This is a genomic window from Paenalcaligenes niemegkensis (genome assembly GCF_022230885.1).
In the GTDB taxonomy this organism is placed as follows: Bacteria; Pseudomonadota; Gammaproteobacteria; order Burkholderiales; family Burkholderiaceae_B; genus Paenalcaligenes; species Paenalcaligenes niemegkensis.
The window spans coordinates 96,558-119,137 of record NZ_JAKGCT010000002.1 but is presented as its reverse complement, the minus strand read 5'-3'; the positions used below and the strand labels follow the sequence as shown (position 1 = coordinate 119,137).

The 22,580-nt window shown below is 51.2% G+C and carries 15 protein-coding genes and 5 pseudogenes; 12 read left to right on the top strand and 8 right to left on the bottom strand.

Annotation, left to right across the window (positions count from 1 at the left end):
* The first annotated feature begins 76 nt into the window (after positions 1 to 76).
* The 6 genes and pseudogenes from L1889_RS02275 (at position 77) to L1889_RS02250 (ending at position 7,726) form a co-directional block, all read left to right on the top strand.
* The gene (locus tag L1889_RS02275) at positions 77 to 682 is read left to right on the top strand and encodes a thermonuclease family protein (RefSeq protein ID WP_238663699.1); all 606 of its coding nucleotides are present in this window, start codon (positions 77 to 79) and stop codon (positions 680 to 682) included.
* Positions 676 to 2,888: pseudogene (locus tag L1889_RS02270) on the top strand (ABC transporter substrate-binding protein). Before L1889_RS02275 ends, L1889_RS02270 begins: the two are co-directional and overlap by 7 nt.
* Positions 2,885 to 3,861 (top strand): annotated as a pseudogene (locus L1889_RS02265) (ABC transporter permease). Before L1889_RS02270 ends, L1889_RS02265 begins: the two co-directional pseudogenes overlap by 4 nt.
* A gap of 56 nt (positions 3,862 to 3,917) precedes the next feature.
* On the top strand, positions 3,918 to 5,414 hold the full coding sequence (locus tag L1889_RS02260; protein ID WP_238663698.1) for an ABC transporter permease: 1,497 nt from the start codon (positions 3,918 to 3,920) through the stop codon (positions 5,412 to 5,414).
* Positions 5,415 to 5,419: 5 nt separating this feature from the next.
* Positions 5,420 to 7,129, top strand: a complete 1,710-nt coding sequence (locus L1889_RS02255) for an ABC transporter ATP-binding protein (RefSeq protein WP_238663879.1) — start codon at positions 5,420 to 5,422, stop codon at positions 7,127 to 7,129.
* 102 nt (positions 7,130 to 7,231) lie between these two features.
* A complete protein-coding gene (locus L1889_RS02250; protein ID WP_238663697.1) occupies positions 7,232 to 7,726 on the top strand; it encodes a DUF1178 family protein in 495 nt (164 codons plus the stop codon).
* A 120-nt stretch (positions 7,727 to 7,846) separates the two neighbouring features.
* Here the strand turns inward: L1889_RS02250 and efp are convergent.
* From efp to L1889_RS02210, 8 genes and pseudogenes are all read right to left on the bottom strand, one after another.
* Positions 7,847 to 8,403: pseudogene (gene efp / locus L1889_RS02245) on the bottom strand (elongation factor P).
* A 44-nt stretch (positions 8,404 to 8,447) separates the two neighbouring features.
* Positions 8,448 to 9,529, bottom strand: a pseudogene (gene earP / locus L1889_RS02240) (elongation factor P maturation arginine rhamnosyltransferase EarP).
* A gap of 60 nt (positions 9,530 to 9,589) precedes the next feature.
* Positions 9,590 to 10,795: a DUF2863 family protein gene (locus L1889_RS02235; protein WP_238663696.1), complete on the bottom strand. Its 1,206-nt coding sequence runs from the start codon at positions 10,793 to 10,795 to the stop codon at positions 9,590 to 9,592.
* 203 nt (positions 10,796 to 10,998) lie between these two features.
* On the bottom strand, positions 10,999 to 13,584 hold the full coding sequence (gene acnB, locus L1889_RS02230; protein ID WP_238663695.1) for a bifunctional aconitate hydratase 2/2-methylisocitrate dehydratase: 2,586 nt from the start codon (positions 13,582 to 13,584) through the stop codon (positions 10,999 to 11,001).
* Between the two features lie 137 nt (positions 13,585 to 13,721).
* A complete protein-coding gene (locus L1889_RS02225) occupies positions 13,722 to 13,997 on the bottom strand; it encodes a GNAT family N-acetyltransferase (protein WP_238663694.1) in 276 nt (91 codons plus the stop codon).
* Between the two features lie 15 nt (positions 13,998 to 14,012).
* Positions 14,013 to 15,464, bottom strand: a complete 1,452-nt coding sequence (locus L1889_RS02220; protein ID WP_238663693.1) for a bifunctional 2-methylcitrate dehydratase/aconitate hydratase — start codon at positions 15,462 to 15,464, stop codon at positions 14,013 to 14,015.
* A gap of 22 nt (positions 15,465 to 15,486) precedes the next feature.
* Positions 15,487 to 16,655 (bottom strand): annotated as a pseudogene (prpC, locus tag L1889_RS02215) (bifunctional 2-methylcitrate synthase/citrate synthase).
* 174 nt (positions 16,656 to 16,829) lie between these two features.
* Positions 16,830 to 17,819 (bottom strand): malate dehydrogenase, encoded by a 990-nt coding sequence (locus L1889_RS02210; RefSeq protein ID WP_238663692.1) that lies wholly within the window; start codon positions 17,817 to 17,819, stop codon positions 16,830 to 16,832.
* Positions 17,820 to 18,115: 296 nt separating this feature from the next.
* Here L1889_RS02210 and L1889_RS02205 point away from each other — a divergent pair, with 296 nt between their 5' ends.
* From L1889_RS02205 to L1889_RS02180, 6 genes are all read left to right on the top strand, one after another.
* On the top strand, positions 18,116 to 18,886 hold the full coding sequence (locus L1889_RS02205; protein ID WP_238663691.1) for a GntR family transcriptional regulator: 771 nt from the start codon (positions 18,116 to 18,118) through the stop codon (positions 18,884 to 18,886).
* A gap of 106 nt (positions 18,887 to 18,992) precedes the next feature.
* Positions 18,993 to 19,406, top strand: a complete 414-nt coding sequence (sdhC, locus tag L1889_RS02200) for a succinate dehydrogenase, cytochrome b556 subunit (protein ID WP_238663690.1) — start codon at positions 18,993 to 18,995, stop codon at positions 19,404 to 19,406.
* The gene (gene sdhD, locus L1889_RS02195; protein ID WP_238663689.1) at positions 19,406 to 19,789 is read left to right on the top strand and encodes a succinate dehydrogenase, hydrophobic membrane anchor protein; all 384 of its coding nucleotides are present in this window, start codon (positions 19,406 to 19,408) and stop codon (positions 19,787 to 19,789) included. The genes sdhC and sdhD overlap by 1 nt, the downstream gene beginning before the upstream one ends.
* Before the next feature lie 3 nt (positions 19,790 to 19,792).
* The gene (sdhA, locus tag L1889_RS02190; RefSeq protein WP_238663688.1) at positions 19,793 to 21,568 is read left to right on the top strand and encodes a succinate dehydrogenase flavoprotein subunit; all 1,776 of its coding nucleotides are present in this window, start codon (positions 19,793 to 19,795) and stop codon (positions 21,566 to 21,568) included.
* Between the two features lie 13 nt (positions 21,569 to 21,581).
* Positions 21,582 to 22,298: a succinate dehydrogenase iron-sulfur subunit gene (locus tag L1889_RS02185; protein ID WP_238663687.1), complete on the top strand. Its 717-nt coding sequence runs from the start codon at positions 21,582 to 21,584 to the stop codon at positions 22,296 to 22,298.
* 12 nt (positions 22,299 to 22,310) lie between these two features.
* Positions 22,311 to 22,571, top strand: a complete 261-nt coding sequence (locus L1889_RS02180) for an FAD assembly factor SdhE (protein WP_238663686.1) — start codon at positions 22,311 to 22,313, stop codon at positions 22,569 to 22,571.
* The last annotated feature ends 9 nt before the right edge of the window (positions 22,572 to 22,580 follow it).

Genomic DNA, 22,580 nt, shown 5'->3' with positions numbered 1-22,580 from the left:
CCCACTGCTAGACATCAGCCGTGCAAAACTTATAATCAACAAGCATTTTGAAATTCTTCGTACTGGATACTTGCTGATGTCTAAACGTCCCACGATTTTTCGCAACAACTCGAAATTAAGGCAGTATCTCACTATAGGCGTGTTTGTTGTTCTTGCCGTCAGTTCAGTATGGAAAAACAGCCAGGAAGGCCAGAGCAATAACAGCCCAGGAGCTTCAGGCGATTATGTGTTGTCAGCTCAGGTCCAGAAGGTCTCTGATGGAGATACATTTAATTTGCAGATTGACGGAAAGACGCATCGCATCCGCATGGCAAGCATTGATGCCCCTGAAACGCACAAAAGTGCCAGGCAGCCAGGCCAGCCACATGCACAGGCGTCACGTGACTTTCTGTCTTCATTGATTGCAGGAAAGCAGGTTGAGCTTCAGTGTTTCGAGCAAGATCTTCATGGTCGGGACGTCTGTGATGTTTATTTATCAGATGGTATGAAAGCCAACGAAGAGATGGTAGCGGCGGGCTATGCGTGGGCCAATACTGAAAAGAAAGGGCTTTTCTTGCGAGATAAACAATTGCTTGATATTCAGCAGCGCGCCCGTTCCGAGAAACGCGGCCTTTGGCAAGATGCCAGTGCTACAGAACCTTGGGTATGGCGGTATGAATGTTGGCAACAAGGGAAATGCTAATGCCTAGGTTATGGCGCTTGGCCGCAATGCTGATGGTGGTCGTTGTGGTAGCAGGTTGCGGCGAACGTCCAGTGAATAGCCCCTACCCCAAGGACGAAATAGCAGAGAATGTGTTTTACACTGCATTTACGCAGCGTTCTCCTAAATATCTGGATCCGGCCAGCAGTTACTCTACCGACGAAACGCCGTTCACCTACTCTATCTACGAGCCGCTGTACGGCTATCACTATCTGGCCCGGCCCTACACCTTGATTCCTCGTGTCGCCGAGCGACTGGTCGAACCGTATTACCTGGACGCACAGGGTAATCGTCTGCCTGACGACGTGGAGGGGGCCGACGTGGTCACCAGTGTCTACGATATCCCCATTAAAAAAGGTGTGTTGTTTCAACCGCATCCTGCTTTTGCCAGCAATGAAAAAATGAATACCGTTACTGGCCTATTTCGGCGAGCGATTTAGCAGGAAAATACGTATTAGGTGATTTCGAGCAGATTGATACGCGAGAATTGACTGCTGAGGATTACGTATATGCTTTCAGGCGCCTTGCAAGCCCGCGGGTGATATCGCCCATTTTTGCCACGATGTCCCAGCACGTGGAGGGCTTGCGTGAACTCGGCGATGCTCTGCGAGAAGCCGATGCAGACACAGATCGCGAGCAATGGCTAGATCTACGAGATATCGAATTCACGGGCGTTCAGGCGCTCGATGACCACACCTTGCGCATTCGGGTGATAGGAAAATACCCTCAGTTCAAATATTGGTTGGCTATGACCTTTGTCGCGCCCATTCCCTGGGAGGCTGAGCGTTTTTATCACCAGCCTGGCATGGCTGAGCAAGGCTTGAGTTTAAATACATGGCCCGTGGGCACTGGCCCTTATATGCTGACCGAGTCCATTCCTAATCGACGCCACGTCTTGACACGAAATCCAAACTTCAGAGGTGAACCGTATCCTTGTGAAGGAGAAGATGGTGACGCGGAGCAGGGCTTATTGGCCGATTGTGGCAAGACTACCCCCTTCATTGATCGTGCCGTGTTTAGCCTGGAAAAAGAAAGTGTGCCGTTGATGGGCAAGTTCCTGCAGGGCTATTACGACATTCCGCAAGTTGAGCGCGGTGAGTATGGCGTTGCCATGATTGTGGCGGCCGAGGACTCTGTCGAGAAAGCTGAACTGTACGAAGCGAGGGGCCTGCAGTTAAGCACATCTACGGAAGCACAGCTTTTTTATCTGGGTTTTAACTGGCTGGATCCTGTCGTCGGGCAGGGGGACTCGCCAGAGCAGGAACAGAAAAATCGCTACTTGCGACAGGCTGTCAGTATTGCCTTTAACTGGGAACAGTATGTTTCCATCTTTCAAAACGACCAGGCCGAGGTCGCTCATAGCCCCTTGCCCCCTGGTGTCAGTGGTTATCTGCCTCTGCCCGAGGGCGCGAACCCTACCGTGTATAACGTGAACGAGGGCAGGGTCGAGCGTAAGTCTCTGGAAGAAGCCAGGGCCTTGCTCGCCAAGGCAGGGTACCCCGACGGCAGGGACGAAAAAACGGGCGCGCCCCTTATCTTGCATTACGACTCGGCAGGGGGTATGGGTTCAAGCGCCATGCTGGACTGGATGCGCCGTCAACTCAGAGCTATTGGTGTGCAACTTGAAATACGCGCTACGGATTACAACCGTTTTCAGGACAAAATGAGACGAGGTTCGGCGCAACTCTTTATGTGGGGGTGGGTTGCTGACTATCCCGACGCCGAGAACTTTCTGTTTCTGCTGTATGGTCCGCGGGCTCAGGCACTGACCAGCGGTGAAAATGCCTCGAATTATCAAAATGATGAATATGATCGACTCTTTGAAGAAATGCGTTTTCTTGACGATGGCCCGGAAAAAGAAGCTGTTGTTCAGAAAATGATGCGTATTGTCCAGGAAGACGCGCCCTGGATGTTTGGATATTTTCCCAAAGCCGGAGGCGCCTACCATTCATGGGTGCATAATGCGAAACCAACACAAATGGTACGTAATACCCTGCAGTACCTGAGGGTCGAGCCTGACCAGCGCGTTGCTCTGCAAAAACAATGGAACGGGCCGCACTGGTGGCCTCTTTGGCTGGTGCTGGCCTTCATGTTGGCAGTGGCGGTCTATGTGTGGCGAAGTGCGGCCGCTCGCGAGAAGCAAACTGCCCGGGCGCAAAGCATGCACTCCGATAAGGAACAGCCATGATTCGATATATATTCCGGCGGCTGGCTTATGGAGTTTTAATTTTGCTGGGGGTTAACTTCTTAACCTTTGTGCTATTTTTTGCGGTCAATACTCCTGACGATATGGCGCACCTGGCCATTGGAAGTCAGCGTGTCAGCGTAGAAGCCATTGAGCAGTGGAAGCACGAACGAGGCTACGACAAGCCGTTGTTTTACAACGCTGAACAATCGGGAAGCCAGGCTTTTAGCGAAACGATATTCTTTGATCGGTCTATACCGCTATTACGTTTTGACTTCGGTTTCTCTGATTCAGGTCACGACATCACCCACGAAATCCGTAATCGGATGGGGCCCAGTCTGGCTTTGGCGCTCCCCACCTTCATTTTAGGCTTGGGCGTGTCAGTCGCTTTTGCCTTGCTGCTGACTTTTTTCAGAGGCACCCGCCTGGATTTCGCAGGGGTGGTGCTGTGTGTGGTTCTGCTGTCTATTTCAGGCTTGTTCTATATTATTGCGGGCCAGTGGCTCTTTGCCAAGGTATTGCGCTGGGTTCCTTATTCAGGATGGATAGACGGCTTTAGTAGCGTCAAGTTCTTGTTGCTGCCTGTGCTGGTGGGAATTATTTCCAGGTTGGGTGCCGAAAGCCGCTTCTACCGCAGTTTATTCCTTGAAGAAGTCAGCAAAGATTACATCCGTACAGCACGGGCTAAAGGCGTGTCAGAAAGGCTGGTACTGTTCAGGCATTTATTGCCCAATGCAATGCTTCCTATATTAACGGGAACCGTCTCGGCCATCCCTTTGCTGTTTATGGGAAGCCTGATCTCAGAGTCTTTTTTGGTATTCCAGGTCTGGGCAGCTACACCATCGATGCGATTAATGCACAAGATCTTTCTATTGTTCGCGCGATGGTTTTTCTGGGGTCGGCACTTTATATTGTTGGGCTGATTTTGGCTGATATCTCTTACACACTGGTGGATCCGCGTGTACGTTTTGACTGACGCACAAGCTTTATGCTTAAAAACACCCTTAAACTATTTTTTGCTGTGTGACGATCATGCCTAAGTTTGCTGTGCTTTGGACAGATGTTTTTATATGGCTCGCCGTCTTGGGAGGGATATTCTATGTGTGGCATGTGAGCCGGAACACAGCACTTAAAAATGCCTGGTCCAGTGTTTGGCGTACACCATCGGCTGCAGCAGCCGGCGTGATCTTAGGTGCTTTTTTGGTAGTGGGGCTGCTCGACTCCATTCATTATCGTCCCCAATTACCACCCTTGAACGGGAATGAACAGTCCGAGCCCAGATATGCACCAATTTCTCGCTCGGTGTTAGACGATGTATTAGTGGGCACAGGTCTGGCAAAGGTCGAGCGTACTTACTCATCGCCGCTGGCATTGCACTTGTTTTTCAAAGAATCGCAGATTATCGATGGTCAAGCCGTGCGTGATTTTCCGCCCCTTGAGCATGCTGCCTCAGGCATCGAGAACACAGAGCAACGCAGCGCCGACATTACCCGTCTTGTAGGTTATACGCTGTTGGCCGTCGTGGTGTGGACAGCGCTATCAGTAGGACTGCTGAATGTGCTGGCTCTGCGGCGTTTAAAAGCACAGGGCACTGCGGTAGGCTGGAGCACAGTCAGGCGGCATTGGTGGGCACGCGACAGTGAACTCTACGCCTGGAAAGCCGCCTGGTTTGCTGCCACGGCATTGGTGGCGTGCGGCAGTATTATTTTTGCCTTGAGCGGCAATTATTATGTGCTCGGAACGGATCGCTCGGGAAATGACGTAATCGCGCTTTCGTTAAAAAGCGTCAGGACGGCGCTGGTGATCGGTACCTTGACTACTTTTGCGATGTTACCACCCGCTTTGGGCTTTGGCATCGCGGCTGGCTATTTCAAGGGCTGGGTCGACGATATCATTCAATATATCTACACCACACTGACATCAATACCGGGGGTGTTGTTGATCGCTGCATGCGTATTAATGATGCAAGTCTATATAGACAATCATCCTAATCTGTTCGAGACGGTTGCTGCGCGAGCTGACTTGCGCTTATTCCTGTTATGCCTGATCTTAGGCTTTACAGGCTGGTCTGGTCTTTGCCGTTTACTGCGTGCCGAAACCCTGAAGCTGCGAGAGCTTGAATATGTTCAGGCAGCCAAAGCCTTTGGTGTCAGCCACTTTCGCATCATGCTTAAGCATATTTTGCCTAATCTCATGCATATTGTGCTGATTACGATGGTTCTGGAGTTTTCGGGCCTGGTGCTGTATGAGGCAGTGCTTTCCTATCTGGGTATAGGAGTCGATCCCAGCATGCCATCTTTTGGCACGATGATCGATGCCGCGCGTATCGAGATGTCGAGAGACCCCATGATCTGGTGGAACTTAAGTGCCGCGTTCGTATTTTTGCTGGCTTTGGTTCTATCGGCCAATATATTTGCCGACGCCGTGCAGCGAGCCTTTGATCCCAGAGTCCGACGTCTGCATATTCTGGTTCCACGTTTAAAAACAACGAAACTGGTGGCAAAAACCACCAAGGGCGAGTCGCTATGACTTCGATGCAAACGGCTTCCAAACTACTCTATGTAAATGGATTATCGGTTGATATTGCCTCAGAGAGCGGTATTAACCATGCAGTCAGGGCATTGAGCTTTAGTGTGATAAAAGGGCAGACGTTCGCTTTGGTCGGTGAGTCAGGCTCCGGCAAAAGTATGACGGCCCAGGCAATTTTACGCTTACTACCCGATGCAGCCTGGATCAGCCAAGGTAGTGCCACTATCGACGGTACCGAGGTCTTCGATCTTTCTGAAAGAGATATGCGTGGTCTTCGAGGTGGCAGGGTTGGTATTATCTTCCAGGAGCCTTCGACTAGCCTGAATCCTGTCATGACGGTGGGGCAGCAGGTTGCGGAAACATTGCGGCTCCATACGACGTATAGAGGACAGCTGCTTAACGAGCGCGTTATCGCTTGGTTAAGCCGGGTAGGTATCCCGGATGCTGAAAACCGTATTCATGATTATCCCTTTCAGTTCTCTGGCGGTCAGCGTCAGCGCATCATGATCGCCATGGCACTTGCTGCCGAGCCTCACTTGCTGATCGCAGACGAACCCACCACCGCACTGGATGTTACGGTACAGGCGCAGATTCTCGATTTGCTCGCTGACATTCAAGAGGAAATGGGCTTGGGTATTTTACTTATTACCCATGATCTGGCGGTGGTCCGGCGCATTGCCCATCATGTGGCCCTGATGCGGCACGGCGAAATAGTTGAAATCGCAGACGCTGATCAGTTTTTTGCCAAGCCTGATCACCCCTATGCGAAAGAGCTTTTGGCTGCTGTTCCCACTTATGAGCGCCGGGGTAAGCCGCTTAGTCCAGCTTCTGTTGACGATGGGCAGAACACTCCGGTCATTATCGCCCAGGGACCATCACAGGGGCAGCCCCAAACCTCGAGTCCGGAAAAGTCTCCAGCCGGGGCGTTAACGCTAGAGCTTAGCGGACTTTCGGTGGCGTATTCCCAGTCACGCGGGGTGTTTCGTGCTGCTGAGTTATTGCCTGTGGTCAAAAATGTCTCTTTCAACTTGCATCGTGGTGAAACCTTGGCGCTGTTAGGTGCTTCCGGTTGCGGCAAAAGCACAATTGCTAAAGCCTTGATGCGCTTGCTCGACGGGCAGGCCCAAGTTAGCGGCGTGGCCTTGCTTGAGGGGCGCAGCCTGCTTGATGCCAGACGCTCTACCTTGCACGAGCTGCGCCGCCGCATACAAATTGTGTTTCAGGATCCATTTGCGTCATTAAATCCACGCATGCTGGTAGGCGAGATACTGCATGAGGGTATGAAAGCGCTTAGACCTAATATGCCTAAAGTGCAGCGCGACGCAGATATTTTGCGTTTATTGGATCAGACTGGCTTGCCTAAAAACAGCGCCACGCGTTATCCACATGAGTTTTCAGGCGGCCAGCGCCAGCGAGTCGCTATTGCACGAGCCTTGGCAGTTGAGCCTGCTGTTCTTATTTGCGACGAACCCACCTCGGCCTTGGATGTATCAGTTCAGGCACAAATTCTAGACTTGCTAAATGAATTGCAGCGTGAAAGTGGGATGGCGTATTTATTTATTACGCATAATTTCGGCGTCGTCGAATATTTAGCCGACACTGTCGCTGTAATGCACGACGGAGCGATCGCCGAAATCGGCAGCGCTGAACAGGTGTTGCGGCATCCTCAGCACTCACAAACGCAAAGCCTGCTGGCGTCAGTGCCGCGTTTATAGGACAGACCGGACGCATTAAGCTCTAGGTCTATAATGGTTGAAACTGAGGTTGGCTAACTGAGCGGTCTTGTTTTATATCAGATTGCCCTCATTTGGAATAGTATGGGATTAAAAGTATTCGATTTGCAGTGTGATAACGGCCATATATTTGAAGGCTGGTTCAAATCACACGAAAACTATGAAGAGCAGCGTGGCTCCGGACTGTTGCGCTGTCCTGTGTGCGATTCCGCCGAGCTAAATAAAAAGCTCTCGGCCCCTCGCCTGAACATCAGTCATTTAAAAAACGAAAGTGGCTCTTCTGCGCCTGTCACGTCGCAAGAAAGCAGCAGCTCGGGTTCGGCAGCAGTGGCTGCTCCCGGTTCCGCAGACCTGGCCAAACTGCAGGCAGAGATGCTTCACAAGTTCAGGGACATCTTGCGTAAATCAGATGATGTGGGTGTACGCTTTGCCGACGAAGCCCGACGCATGCATAACGGCGAAGTCGAGGAGCGCTCCATTCGGGGCAGTGCTACACCTGATGAGTACGCTGAACTGGCAGAAGAAGGCATTGCGGTTATGCCCATCCCCGAGTTCCTGGATGACGACCGCTTGCAGTAAAGGGATGATGGCAACTTAAAAACAGCATCAAACCATATAAATACCAAAAAAAGCCCACCAATATATTTGGTGGGCTTTTTGCTTAGTGCTTTGACAGATAGCTGCTGCCTGCGGTTATTATTAATTAACGCGGCTGCGGTATTCGTTGGTACGGGTGTCAATTTCGATGTTGTCGCCAATTTCGCAAAATAGCGGAACAGGAATGCTGAAACCTGTGCTGATGGTTGCAGGCTTAAGCACTTTTCCAGATGTGTCGCCACGAACAGCGGGTTCAGTGTAAGTGATTTCGCGAACCACTACTGTTGGCAATTCTAGAGAAATCGCACGGCCGTCATAAAATACAACGTCGATGGCCATAGCATCTTCGAGGTAGTTCAAGGCATCACCCATGCTGTCTGCCTCGATTTCGTACTGATTGTATTCCTGGTCCATAAAGACGTACATAGGATCTGCGAAGTAGGAATACGTACACTCTTTTTTCTCGAGCAATACGACTTCAAACTTTTCGTCAGCTTTATGCACAGCTTCGCTGGGGCTACCAGTTAACAGATTTTTGAATTTGAGTTTGACGACGGCTGAGTTGCGGCCTGATTTGTTGTATTCAGTTTTTGAACAACTAAAGGCGCGCCGCCGATCATTACGACGTTACCGACGCGTACCTCTTGAGCGGTTTTCATAGATAGAAGAACTCCGATTAAGGATGGCTCCGCGCACATCGTTGTTAGCGGAGGTCTAAAAGAGTTATTTTAGCGCGATCGTAGCTCTTGAGTACAGAAGGCAATGAGACGTGTGCAGAGATCGCTCTGTTCGGCCAGTTGCGACTGCCATGCCCGGGCTTTTTGCGCCACTGCAGCCACTCTTTGGGCTGTCTGCAGTGTAAGTATTGCTCTGTAAATTTTGTCCCGTCGCCCGAAGCCCAATATAGCCACAATTTATGTATTGCGGTATCAAGAGGGCTAGAGTCGAGCAAGGCCTGAAGCTTGACCAGGTGCAGGTTCTCGTCTTGCACATAGGGTTGCCAGATCATTGGCTTGTCCGCCCACAGGGCGCGAAGCAAAGAGTCTTCGCCGCGCACAATATTAAGATCACTTACCCAGAGCAGGCGATCGAACTCTTGCTGATCAACAAAGTCAAAAGTATGCAGCACAACGTGCTCGCTAGCGAGAGCATATTGTGCGGGTGTGAATGCGTTGGGGCTAAGCACTAAGGCTGGCTGTTCTTCTTGCTGCAAGGCCAGAAGCAGGCTTTCTACAGGCGCGTCAGCGTAGTTGAACATCAGAATTTGCTGGCGGCGCGCATCAGCCAGTTCGGCCTGAATCTTAGGCGACAGGCCAATCTTCGTCCACAATGATCTGGGGTTTGCTGCCTGCGACTTCCAGGCAAGGCGCTGCTCAGGCAGCTTGTGTTCGCGTAGCAATCCCCCGGTTCGTTCATTGAAGCCCGGGAAATAAAAAACTTGTTTTGGCCTTCAGGCTGAGGCGAGCCCAGGCCATGAAACTCGTCGACCCAGGATTCTGCACTAAGGTATTCAAGATTTATCCAGACATGCAACGGCGTTATTTGTTTGGAGACGGACGCCGGCAGTTCGCAGGCAAAGGCCTCGATTACGATATCGTAGGGCGCAGGATAATCGCTGGCGTTCTCCACCCATTGACGCACATCGACATTGAATACGCTTTGCTGTGCTAGCGAAGGCTGCACACTTGGCTCAATCTTGCGAAAACTGTATAAGTCATCAACCCACAGCCGAACGAGGGCGTTGTTTGGGAAGGTGGCTAGCTGGCGTGCCAGTCGCCAGCACACCCCAATGTCGCCATAGTTATCAATGACGCGGCAAAAAATGTCAAAATGCAACACAATAACTTAATGCAGTTGAAGTGGATCCAGATTAATTTCTTCGGGAAGATCAGGGTGAACCAGTTCGCCTGCGCTGTTTGGAAACGAGGGGGCGCCGCAGTCGTCGCAAGTTTCAGGTAAATATATACCTGGTAAAAGGCGAATTTCATCCACGCCCAGCTCTTTTAGCAACGAGGCGATTTCACTGGGAGCATCCAGATATTCGGGGCTGTTGCTATCGATTTCTTCGGGGCTTAATATCGGCCAGATAGCGCCATAAATAACGCTGCTGTCCTTTTGCGTGTTAAAGCCGATGCGATATTCTTCTACCTGATCATCACCGCACTGGGCAATGATGGCGATAAGGTCAGAGGCAGGTATTTGAGCGGCTGTTTGCAACCATGTTACTGCGGCCTTAATGGTGAGGGGCCGCATGTGTTTGTCGGCTTCACGGTTATTGGCATAAAAGGCGTTTGGAAGCCAGTAGTTTGCCTGGCAGCCAGTGAACGCTTTGCCGAGTATTTGACTGCAAAGGTCTTGCCATACGTTCACTATCTGTACCTGCGTCTCGAACGGGTCGCTACCATCGAGTTGCCAGCTAAAGATGGCGTCGCCCTTGGGAACCATGACAGCCGCCAGAATAAAACGGGCATCTGCGAGCAGACCAAAGGACTCCTGATCTGATTTGGGCTTGATTTCGGCAAGCGATGTGCCTAGTTCGATCTTTAGCAAGTGATCAAGGAAGCTGCGAGTTTCTCCGAAGTTTGCCGGAAGCTGATCGAAGCTTAACAGATGGCCGAATAATGAAACTCTGGCCTCTGGATTCAATACATTTTCAAATAGGGCTTTCTTGATGGCATTGCTCTGAGCCGGATCAAGGGCACCGTGAGGCAGTTGGTAACGCGTCCAGGCGGTGATCGGCAGGCTGATCAGCAGCGCTTCATACTCTTGACCACTATGATCAAACTGCAGTGACTCGGCCATGCCTTCGACCATGCTCACCAGTATTTCGTAATGGGCATGCAGCTGTTGTTGACCTAAAAATTCGAATAACAGCTCTAGCGAACCTTGTTCTTTGCTGGTCAGGACTTTGTCGACAAGTCTGACCAGCCGGGCTTCCCAGAAGTCGTCTTCGGCTTTAGAGCCGGAGCGAGTCAGGGCATCCGCATAACGCAGTAAGTATTGAGTATCGCGATGTAGGTGCTGATGATCGGGTAGCGATTGTGCGGACATAGGAAGCTTATGTGTAGTAGGGGTGAATAGATCAAGTTTAACCTTGAAGCGGGGGCAGGTGGGCTTGATCTGAGACCTTGAGGTCTATTGGCGCAAATAGCAATAAAAAAGCCGAACTGCGTTAATGCAGTTCGGCTGTGGTTCATGTGCCTGACAGCTTAATAGAACTGGCGCTTGGTGACACGCCAGCATAAAAAGTTGCTTTAGACGCCTACGGAGTCAGCGATTTCCTTGAACTCTTCAATTTGGTCAAAGTTCATGTAACGGTAAATATTATCGCTGTCACTCTGCAAAACACCCATATCAGCAAGGTATTCTTCCTTGGTGGGAATACGCCCCAGACGTGAGCAAATAGCGGCAAGCTCGGCAGACCCCAGAAAGACGTTGGCGTTTTTGCCTAAGCGGTTCGGGAAATTCCGGGTACTGGTGGACATAACCGTGGCGCCTTCGCGCACCTGGGCCTGATTGCCCATGCACAGCGAGCAGCCCGGCATTTCCATGCGGGCTCCGGCTACACCGAGAACACCATAGTGGCCTTCCTGGCTCAGCTGGTCCTGGTCCATTTTGGTGGGAGGTGCCACCCATAGACGGGTAGGAATGTCTCGTTTGCCTTCGAGCAGCTTGGATGCAGCACGGAAGTGACCAATATTGGTCATGCAGCTACCGATAAAGACTTCATCAATGACGGTACCCGATACCTCGGACAAAGTTTTGACGTCATCAGGATCGTTAGGGCAGGCAACGATAGGTTCGTGAATATCAGCCAGATCAATTTCGATGATCTCAGCGTACTCGGCGTCTGCGTCAGGTTCAAGCAGATGGGGGTTGGCCAGCCACTCTTCCATACCCTGGATACGGCGGGTAAGTGTGCGCTCATCTTCGTAGCCGTTGGCAATCATCCACTTCATGAGTGTGATGTTGCTATTCAGATATTCAATAATAGGCTCTTTGTTCAAACGAACTGTACAAGCCGCGGCAGAGCGCTCGGCGGAGGCGTCTGAAAGTTCGAAAGCCTGTTCGATCTTCAGGTTTGGCAGCCCTTCAATCTCCAGGATACGACCTGAAAATGCGTTGATTTTTCCGGCTTTTTCGACGGTTAGCAGGCCTTGCTTAATGGCATATAGCGGAATGGCGTTGACCAGATCGCGTAGCGTGACGCCTGGCTGCATTTCACCTTTAAAGCGTACCAATACTGACTCGGGCATATCCAGGGGCATGACACCGGTTGCGGCCGCAAAAGCCACTAAACCGGAACCTGCCGGAAAGCTGATGCCAATGGGGAAGCGTGTGTGTGAGTCCCCACCGGTGCCCACAGTGTCGGGCAATAGCAGGCGGTTTAACCACGAGTGGATAATACCGTCGCCAGGGCGCAGGGAGACACCGCCTCGGGTGCTGATGAAATCAGGCAGCTCGTGGTGTGTCAGGACATCGACGGGTTTAGGGTAGGCAGCCGTGTGGCAGAATGACTGCATGACCAGATCTGAAGAAAAGCCAAGGCAGGCCAGATCTTTAAGTTCGTCGCGTGTCATGGGGCCGGTGGTGTCCTGGCTACCCACTGTTGTCATCCGCGGTTCGCAGTAAGTGCCTGGGCGCACGCCTTCGCCTTCGGGCAGGCCGCATGCGCGACCTACCATTTTTTGTGCGAGTGTGTAGCCTTTTCCGGAATCAATAGGAGACTTGGGTAAACGGAACAAGGTAGTCAGCGGCAATCCGAGAGCTTCACGAGCACGTGCAGTCAGACCACGCCCGATTATCAGCGGGATACGCCCGCCAGCGCGAACCTCGTCAAACAGTACATCAGATTTCACGCTGAATTCGGCCACGACTTCGCCGTTTTTTAGCGCTTTGCCTTCGTATGGACGCAGTTCGATAACGTCGCCCATATTCATTTGTGTGACATCAAGTTCGATAGGCAAGGCACCTGCATCTTCCATCGTGTTGTAGAAGATAGGGGCAATTTTGCTGCCTAAACACACACCGCCGAAGCGTTTGTTGGGCACGTAAGGAATGTCGTCACCGGTGAACCAAAGCACAGAGTTGGTGGCCGACTTGCGGGATGAACCCGTACCTACCACGTCGCCCACATAGGCGATCTGGTGGCCTTTGGCTTTTAGTGATTGTATGAATTTTATAGGGCCGGTCTTTCCTGGCTCGTCGGGTTCAATGCCATCACGCGGGTTTTTAAGCATCGCTAACGCGTGCAAGGGGATATCAGGCCGGCTCCAGGCGTCTGGTGCAGGTGATAAGTCGTCAGTGTTAGTCTCGCCAGTGACCTTGAATACCGTTACGGTCAGGCTTTCTGGTACTTCTGGACGACTGGTAAACCACTCGCCATCGGCCCAGCTTTGCAAGATTTCCTTGGCATAGCTGTTGCCTTGATCGGCTTTCTCTTTTACATCATGAAAAGAGTCAAACATCAGCAAGGTGTACTTCAGCGCCTTCGCGGCTACAGGAGCGAGTTCAGCGTCGTCGAGCAGTTGCAGCAACGGCGAAATGTTGTAGCCGCCGAGCATGGTGCCCAGCAATTCACAGGCTCGTGTGCGGTCAAACAGAGGGTTTGTTTCTGTGCCTAAAGCGACAGCAGCCAGATATGACGCTTTGACTTTAGCTGCATCGTCAACGCCAGCCGGTACGCGGTGAGTAAGAAGCTCTAGCAGAAACTCTTCTTCGCCAGCGGGAGGGTTTTTGATCAGTTCGATCAGATCAGCAGTTTGCTTCGCTGTCAGGGGTAAAGCAGGGATGCCTAACGCGGCGCGCTCGGCCACGTGTTGGCGATATGAATCCAGCATGTTGCAGGCCTATTAAGTAAATGTGAAATTAAAAAGGCGTATCTATTGCCTGTAATTGTATGTGTAAGCGCGTCGCTAAGCAAGAGTCTTATATCTTATATAAGACTTGGGGGTCTATTGTATTTACGTAGCTGTTTTTACGCCACCAGGTTTTTGTGTTCGGGGTGACGATTAATGTAGGCGGCGGTGTAACTACACTGCGGAATCACTTTAAGGTTATGGTTTTTTACGTATTCCAGTGCAGCGGCGGTCAAGTCCGCTGCAACTCCACGTCCGCCCACCACCTGCGGCACTCCGGTGTGGGTGACTGTTAAAACATTGTTGCTCAGGCGATAGTCGAGTACGCAAGTGACGTTATCTTCAAGTATTTCAAAGCGCTGCTGGTCTACGTTGTGGTGCACTGTTCGTGACATGGCTGTTCCTGAGAGTTAGATCACATAGAGGTCCATATATTCATTGACGGGCATATTATGCAAGACGACGGAATTCAGCGAGGCGTCGAGGATCTGCTCTTGCTGTTTTTCTGGAAATTGTCGTGCTAGGTTGATTTTAAACTTCTCGACCAGCAAGGGGATCCCTTCTTTACGGCGGCGGCGATGCCCCACTGGATAATGAACAACAACTTCATCCAGAACCGTGCCATCCCGAAGCGTAACGGTTAAACCGTTGGCGATAGAGCGTTTTTCAGGGTCGTGATAATCGGTCGTGAACTCCGGATCTTCTATGCAATTAATTTTGCTTCGTAGTAAGTCGATACGCATGTCAGCAGCTATGCTGTCTTCATAATCAGCGGCTGTCAGGCGTCCGAAAATCAAGGGGACGGCCACCATGTACTGTATGCAGTGATCACGGTCCGCCGGGTTATGCAGTGGGCCTTTTTTATCAATGATGCGGATGCAGGCTTCGTGGGTGCGCACGACGACTGATTCGATGTCATCGCTGGTTTTGCCCATGAGTTTCAGGGTGTTATGCAATGTCATTGCCGCTTCTACAGCAGTTTGTGAGTGAAACTCAGCGGGAAAGGAGATCTTGAATAGAATGTTCTCCATGACATAGCTTCCATAAGGGCGTTGAAAGCTAAATTCGCGCCCTTTGAATAGCACGTCATAAAAACCCCAGCGTTCCGCTGTTAACGCTGAGGCATAACCCATTTCTCCTGTCCGGCTAATCAGTGCCAGGCGTACAGCCCGGCTCGTGGCGTCGCCCGCAGCCCAGCTTTTGCGGCTTCCTGTATTCGGGCTATGCCGGTAGGTGCGCAACGAGTGCCCGTCCAGCCATGCTTGTGACAGTGCGCTAATCGTTTCGTCTTTGCTTAAATCTAATAGTTGGGCCGCTACCGCAGTAGAAGCAATTTTGACCAAAATGACGTGATCCAGCCCGACTTGGTTGAATGAGTTCTCAAGCGCCAGGCAGCCTTGAATCTCGTGGGCTTTTATCATGGCGTTTAATACATCTTTCATGAGCAGGGGCGGCTTGCCCGTCGCTATGGCCTCGCGTGACACCCAGTCAGCGATAGCTAAAATGGCCCCCAGGTTATCTGAGGGATGGCCCCATTCAGCAGCTAGCCAGGTGTCGTTAAAGTCTAGCCAGCGCACCATGGTGCCGATATTGAAGGCTGCCTGCACCGGGTCGAGCTGGTGTTGGGTGCCGGGCACGCGAGCTCCGTTTGTTAAGGTGGCGCCGGGCACCACAGGACCCAGCAACTTGGTGCAGGCAGGGTACTGCAGTGCTTCCAGGCCGCACCCCAGCGTATCGATGAGGCAATATAACGCTGTCTCGTAGGCATCAGCGCTTTTGATTTCGACGTTCAGCACATACTCGGCAATATCTACCAGGACGCGATCAGGTTGAGGGGGCAGATTAATAACGGGGGAAGGCATAGATGGGTTCCTGTGTGGGTAATTATTTACGTCGTCCAAGAGTGACAAACTTGCGTGGTTCCGGGCCAATGTAATTAGCGGTAGGGCGAATAATCTTATTGTCGCTTCGCTGTTCGAGAATATGGGCTGACCATCCTGCTACACGAGCAATCACAAACAGAGGGGTGAACATGCTGGTGGGGATGCCCATGCGGTGATAGGCTACGGCCGAATACCAGTCCAGATTGGGAAACATTTTTTCTCTTCATGCATGACGGTTTCTATTGCTTGGGCTACATCAAACATTTTGCTGCTATCCGCTTGTTTGGAAAGGGAGTGTGCAATGTCTTTGATGACTACATTTCGCGGATCGTGACTGGTGTAGACGGGATGACCAAAACCCATAATGACTTCTTTGCGAGATAGACGTTCGAGTATGTCGCTGCGGGCCTGTCCGGTGTCGGAGTAGCGCTTCTGTATATCAAAAGCGACTTCGTTGGCTCCACCATGTTTAGGGCCGCGCAAGGCACCGATGGCGCCGGTAATGCACGAGTAAATGTCTGAGCCCGTGCCGGCGATTACGCGACTACTGAACGTGGAGGCATTGAACTCATGTTCAGCGTACAGGTTTAAGCTGACGTCCAGCGCGTGCGTCCATGTTTTGGAAGGTTCGGCGCCATGCAATAAGTGCAGGAAATGGCCGGCAATGCTGTCGTCCCCCTGCAGCACATCAATCATTTCACCGTTGTGGCTGTAGTGATACCAATACAGCAGGGCAGAGCCTAAAGAGGCAATCAGGCGGTCTGCTATGTCGCGTGCACCAGCTGCTTCGTGATCGTCTTTTTCGGGCAGCACACAACCCAGTACCGAAACCGCCGTACGCATCACGTCCATTGGGTGACTGGCAGCGGGCAAGGATTCAAGTGCACGTTGCAAAGATATGGGCAGGCCACGCAATCGGCTTAGCTTGGCTTTGTAGGCAGCCAGTTCGGCTTTGGTGGGTAATTTTCCGTGAATAAGCAAGTGAGCCACTTCCTCGAACTGACAAGCCGGAGCCAAGTCTAATATGTCATAGCCTCGGTAATGCAGTTCGTTTCCAGTCCCTCCTACTGAGCTGAGCGCCGTATTTCCGGCCACAATCCCAGATAAGGCAACTGACTTCTTGGGCACCACCTTGCTTTGTTCTGCTTTGCTTTTAACAGTGCTACTCATCTTGATCTCCTGGCTATAGGGGTTCAAACTGCTTTTACTGTAGCGTGATCAGTCGGTGAATATTGCCGTACCTAGGGCAAACCCTTTGCAGAATGGGTAAATTAAAACGTATATTAAAAAACACCCCCAGTGAAGTGCTGGGGGTGTTTGTATATATCAAGGCCTGCTAGCTAATCAGGCAAGCAGGTCTTTTATGCCTTCGCGCTCTTCGAGCAATTCGTTAAGCGTGAAATCCATACGCTCACGAGAGAACTCGTTGATTTCCAGGTCTTTAATGACCGTGTATTCGCCGTTTTCTGTTGTAACGGGTACGCCGTAAATAATTTCTTCCGGAATGCCATAGGAGCCGTCAGAGGGAACACCCATGGTGACCCATTTTCCATTGGAACCTAATACCCAGTCGCGGATATGATCGATGGCAGCATTGGCGGCAGAAGCAGCGGACGATAAGCCACGAGCTTCGATAATGGCAGCGCCACGTTTACCTACCGTGGGAATGAAGGTGTCACGGTTCCAGTCGTGGTCATTGATTTTTTGCTCGAGCGATTCACCCTTGACTTGAGCAAAGCGAATGTCGGGATACATGGTGGGCGAGTGATTGCCCCACACGACGAGCTTCTCGATATCGGCAACGGCCACGTCAGCTTTGGCGGCCAACTGCGAAAGCGCACGGTTATGATCCAGACGAAGCATTGCCGTAAAGTTCTTGGCGGGCAGGTCGGGCGCCGATTTCATGGCAATGTAGGCATTGGTATTGGCAGGGTTACCTACGACCAGGACTTTTACATCACGGCTGGCAACATCATTAAGCGCACGACCTTGCTCGGTAAAGATTTTTGCATTCACGCTTAACAAGTCTTTACGTTCCATGCCCGGGCCACGTGGGCGCGCCCCAACCAGTAATGCTATATCGGCATCTTTAAAGGCCGTACGTGGATCGCTGTGGGCACTTATAGACTGAAGTAAAGGGAATGCGCAATCGTCCAGTTCCATCATCACGCCTTGAAGCGCTTTTTGCGCTTTTTCATCAGCAATTTCTAGCAGTTGCAGTATAACGGGCTGGTCTTTTCCCAGCATTTCTCCGGAAGCGATGCGGAACAGCAAAGCGTAACCAATTTGGCCGGCTGCACCAGTAACGGCTACGCGCATAGCGGGTTTGGACATGAGAGTTGACTCCAATAGGGTTGGAAAACAAAGTAATTCTTAATACAGTTTAATGCCTTTGGGTGCCGATTTCCGAGCTTATGTTGAGGGATAAAATTCGGTGCTGTCGACGAGAACCAGTGTTGCGAACACTAGACCAATAATTAAAAGGAGTCAAATCTCTTATATCTTATATAAGACAGAAGAGTGTTAGACAGATCCGCCCCATCGTGCGAAAATACTGCCTATATCAAATTACTTATCCAAGGCTGGTTAAGGTAGTGCTATTTGGTCTTTCTTAATCGGTAAATTGGCTTATGACAGAAAACACATCGCCCGAACGCGTGCAGCCGCCTGAGAAATCAGCTGCCAGTGCGGCGTATAGTCCTTTGTATCAGCAAATTAAAGCGTTGTTGCTGCAAAGTCTGGATCGTGGCGAATGGAAACCAGGTGAATCCATTCCCAGCGAACTCGACCTGGCTGCACGTTATCAGGTTAGCCAAGGCACCGTGCGCAAGGCCATTGACGAACTTGCTGCAGAGAATCTGCTCATTCGCCGTCAGGGTAAGGGTACTTTCGTTTCTACCCACCACGAAGCCAATGTCAGATACCGTTTTCTGCGCCTGACACCTGACGATGGGCACCAGCCAGCCACCAGCAGTATGATTATCGAGTGCCTTCGGGTGAAAGCGCCTTCTGATATTGCGGCATTGCTGGCCTTGCGTACAGCCGACATCGTAGTGAACATACGGCGGGTCCTGTCATTTGATGGCCGTCCTACCATCCTGGATGATATCTGGTTGCCCGGGGCAGTGTTTAAAGGCTTAACAGCAGAGACACTCGCCAAAAACAAAGGTCCCATGTACGCCTGGTTTGAAAGTAAGTTTGGGGTAAGCATGGTGCGCGCCGATGAAACGGTTCGCGCTGTTGCCGCCGGTGAGGAGGCCTCCGAACGCCTCGAGGTTGAGTTGGGGTCCCCCTTGCTTCAGGTCGAGCGGATCTCTTATACCTATGGCGACCGCCCCATGGAACTGCGGCGAGGCTTGTATATAACCGACCGTTTCCATTACCGAAACCAACTTAGTTAGACAAAATGTGTGCTTACTGATGCACTGCAGCATTAAATAAGCGAAAATAGTCCAATAGAACAAATTTACTTCGTGTACCCATTTTATTTTTTACTTCGAGGCCATAATGTCTGATACCGCACCTAAGCAGCGTCCGCAGTATCGCAATATCAGCGTGCCGCAGATATTGAGTTACCGCTTACCGCTCGCAGCCAAAACCTCAATTCTTCACCGAATTAGTGGCGCTCTGCTCTTTTTAAGCTTGCCTGTGATTCTGTTGCCATTGCTCTCCATGAGCCTGCAGTCGGAAGCCAGTTTTAATTCGATCAGCAGCGTGGTAGGTCATCCTGTCTGTAAGCTGGTGCTGCTAGCCCTTATCTGGGGCTACCTGCACCACTTCTGTGCCGGTATCCGTTATCTGGCTCTCGATATGGGCAAAGGCAACGACAAGTATGCTGCCAGCAAAACAGCTGCATCAGTATTAGTAGTTAGCCTGGCGCTAACGCTCGTATTTGGCTTGAAATTATTTGGAGCCTGGTAATGGCGAACCCTGAACGAATTGGTACGAAGCGCCTGGTGGTGGGGGCGCATTACGGCACAATGGATTTTATTGTGCAGCGCGTAACTGCCGTCATCATGATTGTGTACACCTTGGTGTTCCTTGGTGGTGTTTTATTTAGCTCTACTCTTGATTATGCTGCCTGGCGCAATTTGTTTGCATTCCAGGTGGGTAACTTTCCGTTAGGGCAATTGTTGGCGACCTTGTTTTTCTTGTCGCTCGCCTGGCATGCCTGGATTGGTGTGCGGGATATCTGGATGGATTACGTACGAGCCACAGGTATCCGCTTATTCCTTCAGGTACTAACCTTGCTTTGGTTAGTGGCTGCCATCGTTTTCTTTGCACAAATTATCTGGAGCCTGTAAGCCGTGGCTGCTATTAAAAAATCTTTACCGCGACGCCAGTTTGATGTGGTGGTCGTTGGTGCCGGCGGTGCCGGTATGCGCTGTTCTTTACAACTTGCCAAAGCAGGGCTGTCTGTTGCCGTGCTGTCTAAAGTCTTTCCTACACGCTCCCATACTGTCGCGGCGCAAGGCGGGGTCAGCGCCTCTTTGGGTAACATGAGTGAAGATCACTGGTATTGGCATATGTACGATACCGTGAAAGGCTCAGACTGGCTGGGTGACCAGGATGCCATCGAGTTTATGTGTCGTGAAGCACCGAATGCGGTGTACGAGCTCGAGCATTACGGCATGCCTTTCGATCGCAATGCCGATGGCACAATTTACCAGCGTCCTTTCGGTGGGCATACTGCTAATTTTGGCGAGAAACCCGTGCAGCGTGCCTGTGCAGCTGCCGACCGTACTGGCCACGCTATGTTGCATACGCTCTATCAGCAAAACGTATCTGCCCGCACCAACTTTTTTGTTGAGTGGATGGCGCTTGATCTCTTACGTAATGAAGCGGGCGATGTGCTTGGCGTAACAGCACTCGAGATGGAAACCGGCGAAATATTTGTGCTTGAAGCCAAACGCACTGTGTTGGCTACAGGCGGTGCGGGTCGCATCTGGGCGGCTTCTACCAACGCCTTCATTAACACAGGCGACGGCCTGGGTATGGCTGCTCGTGCAGATCTGCCATTGCAAGACATGGAGTTCTGGCAGTTTCACCCTACCGGCGTTGCCGGTGCTGGTGTGCTTATCACCGAAGGCGTACGCGGTGAAGGCGGCATCTTGCTTAATAAAGATGGCGAGCGTTTTATGGAGCGCTATGCACCCAACCTTAAAGATTTGGCCCCACGCGACTTTGTCTCCCGGTCAATGGATCAGGAAATCAAAGAGGGCCGTGGGTGTGGCGATGGAAGCTATGTGGTGCTTAAGTTAGACCACCTGGGCGCCGAGACCATTCAGAAGCGTTTGCCTTCCATCCGCGAAATCGCGATGAAGTTTGCCAACGTCGATCCCATTAAAGATCCTATTCCAGTGGTGCCTACCATCCACTATCAAATGGGCGGTATTCCCACCAATTATTACGGACAGGTAGTCAGTCCGGTAAACGGCGAGAATAAAATTGTCAACGGGCTCTACGCCATCGGTGAGTGCGCAGCCACTTCCGTACACGGAGCTAACCGCCTGGGCACTAATTCTCTGCTCGACCTTATTGTATTTGGCCGTGCCGCGGGCAATCATATTGTTGATTCACATCCCGAGAAAACGCATAGCCACCAAGATATTCCACAGGCAGCTATCGACTATTCGCTGGATCGGGTCAATCGTCTGGAAACACGTACTTCCGGCGAGAAGTCCCAGGACGTCGCCGAGAAAATTCGCCAGACCATGCAAGCTCACTGCGGCGTGTTCCGCACAATGGACTTGCTTAAAAAGGGTGAAGACCTTATTGAAAGCCTGGTTCCTGAAGTTGCTGATATTTACTTCCAGGACAAATCAAATGTCTTCAATACCGCCCGGGTTGAAGCGTTGGAAGTCTCCAACATGATCGAGGTCGCACGCGCTACCACACGTTCGGCAGCTAGTCGTACCGAAAGTCGTGGAGCCCACGCTCTAAACGATTTCCCTGAGCGTAATGACGAAGATTGGTTGAAGCACACCTTGTGGTTTGCTGAAGGCAGCCGTCTTGAATACAAAGACGTTCAAATGAAGCCACTTACAGCTGACAGCATTGCGCCGCAAGCTCGTACTTTCTAAGCAGGATAGTGACATGAGTCAAACCCGTACCCTTAAATTTGAAATTTATCGCTACGACCCTGATAAGGACGAGCGGCCCTATATGCAGAAGCTTGAGGTTACGCTTCAGCCTAACGACAAAATGCTGCTGGACGCGCTCGTGCGCATTAAAAATGACGAGGACGATAGCCTGGCTATTCGTCGCTCCTGCCGAGAAGGTGTATGTGGCTCGGATGCCATGAACATCAATGGCAAGAACGGCCTGGCCTGTACTACGAATCTTAACGATTTGAAGCAGCCTATTGTTCTGCGTCCTTTGCCTGGATTGCCAGTAGTGCGTGACCTGATCGTCGATATGACAAATTTCTTCGATCAGTACCACTCCGTCAAGCCGTTCTTGATCAACGACGCGCCTCCTCCAGAGAAGGAGCGCTTGCAAACGCCTGAAGCTCGCGATGAGCTTAATGGTCTTTACGAGTGTATTTTATGCGCATGCTGTTCAACAGCGTGTCCGTCTTTCTGGTGGAATCCAGACAAGTTCGTCGGTCCGGCAGGGTTGCTTCAAGCTTATCGCTTTATTGCTGATTCGCGTGACGAAGCCACAGGTGAGCGATTGGATAATCTGGAAGATCCGTACCGTTTATTCCGGTGTCACACCATCATGAACTGTACTGATGTGTGTCCTAAAGGTTTAAATCCATCGCATGCTATCGGCAAAATCAAAGAGATGCTGGTTCGCCGTAGCATTTAAGTAGGCAGTGAAATGAGAACGTTGACACAGTTAGAACGCGCGAGATTACGCTGGAGAGCCCGTCGGGGCATGCTCGAAAACGATCTCATGGTTACCCGTTTTTTGGATGAGTATGAGGTGGGTTTAACTGACGTTGACGTCTCCGCCTTAACTTGCCTGTTTGAAATGGACGATACGGAATTGCTCGACGTATTACTTGCCACCAAAGAAGTTGAGGGCAAATACGATACGCCGGACATTCGACGTCTGGTCGCTCTTATGCGAGCGTTGTAATTTTTAGGA

Excerpts from the sequence above, each read along its gene's own strand:
- L1889_RS02275 (WP_238663699.1), top strand. The coding sequence starts at position 77 with ATGTCTAAACGTCCCACGATTTTTCGCAACAACTCGAAATTAAGGCAG.
- L1889_RS02260 (WP_238663698.1), top strand. The coding sequence starts at position 3,918 with ATGCCTAAGTTTGCTGTGCTTTGGACAGATGTTTTTATATGGCTCGCC.
- L1889_RS02255 (WP_238663879.1), top strand. The coding sequence starts at position 5,420 with ATGCAAACGGCTTCCAAACTACTCTATGTAAATGGATTATCGGTTGAT.
- L1889_RS02250 (WP_238663697.1), top strand. The coding sequence starts at position 7,232 with ATGGGATTAAAAGTATTCGATTTGCAGTGTGATAACGGCCATATATTT.
- L1889_RS02235 (WP_238663696.1), bottom strand. The coding sequence starts at position 10,795 with ATGTCCGCACAATCGCTACCCGATCATCAGCACCTACATCGCGATACT.
- acnB (WP_238663695.1), bottom strand. The coding sequence starts at position 13,584 with ATGCTGGATTCATATCGCCAACACGTGGCCGAGCGCGCCGCGTTAGGC.
- L1889_RS02225 (WP_238663694.1), bottom strand. The coding sequence starts at position 13,997 with ATGTCACGAACAGTGCACCACAACGTAGACCAGCAGCGCTTTGAAATA.
- L1889_RS02220 (WP_238663693.1), bottom strand. The coding sequence starts at position 15,464 with ATGCCTTCCCCCGTTATTAATCTGCCCCCTCAACCTGATCGCGTCCTG.
- L1889_RS02210 (WP_238663692.1), bottom strand. The coding sequence starts at position 17,819 with ATGTCCAAACCCGCTATGCGCGTAGCCGTTACTGGTGCAGCCGGCCAA.
- L1889_RS02205 (WP_238663691.1), top strand. The coding sequence starts at position 18,116 with ATGACAGAAAACACATCGCCCGAACGCGTGCAGCCGCCTGAGAAATCA.
- sdhC (WP_238663690.1), top strand. The coding sequence starts at position 18,993 with ATGTCTGATACCGCACCTAAGCAGCGTCCGCAGTATCGCAATATCAGC.
- sdhD (WP_238663689.1), top strand. The coding sequence starts at position 19,406 with ATGGCGAACCCTGAACGAATTGGTACGAAGCGCCTGGTGGTGGGGGCG.
- L1889_RS02185 (WP_238663687.1), top strand. The coding sequence starts at position 21,582 with ATGAGTCAAACCCGTACCCTTAAATTTGAAATTTATCGCTACGACCCT.
- L1889_RS02180 (WP_238663686.1), top strand. The coding sequence starts at position 22,311 with ATGAGAACGTTGACACAGTTAGAACGCGCGAGATTACGCTGGAGAGCC.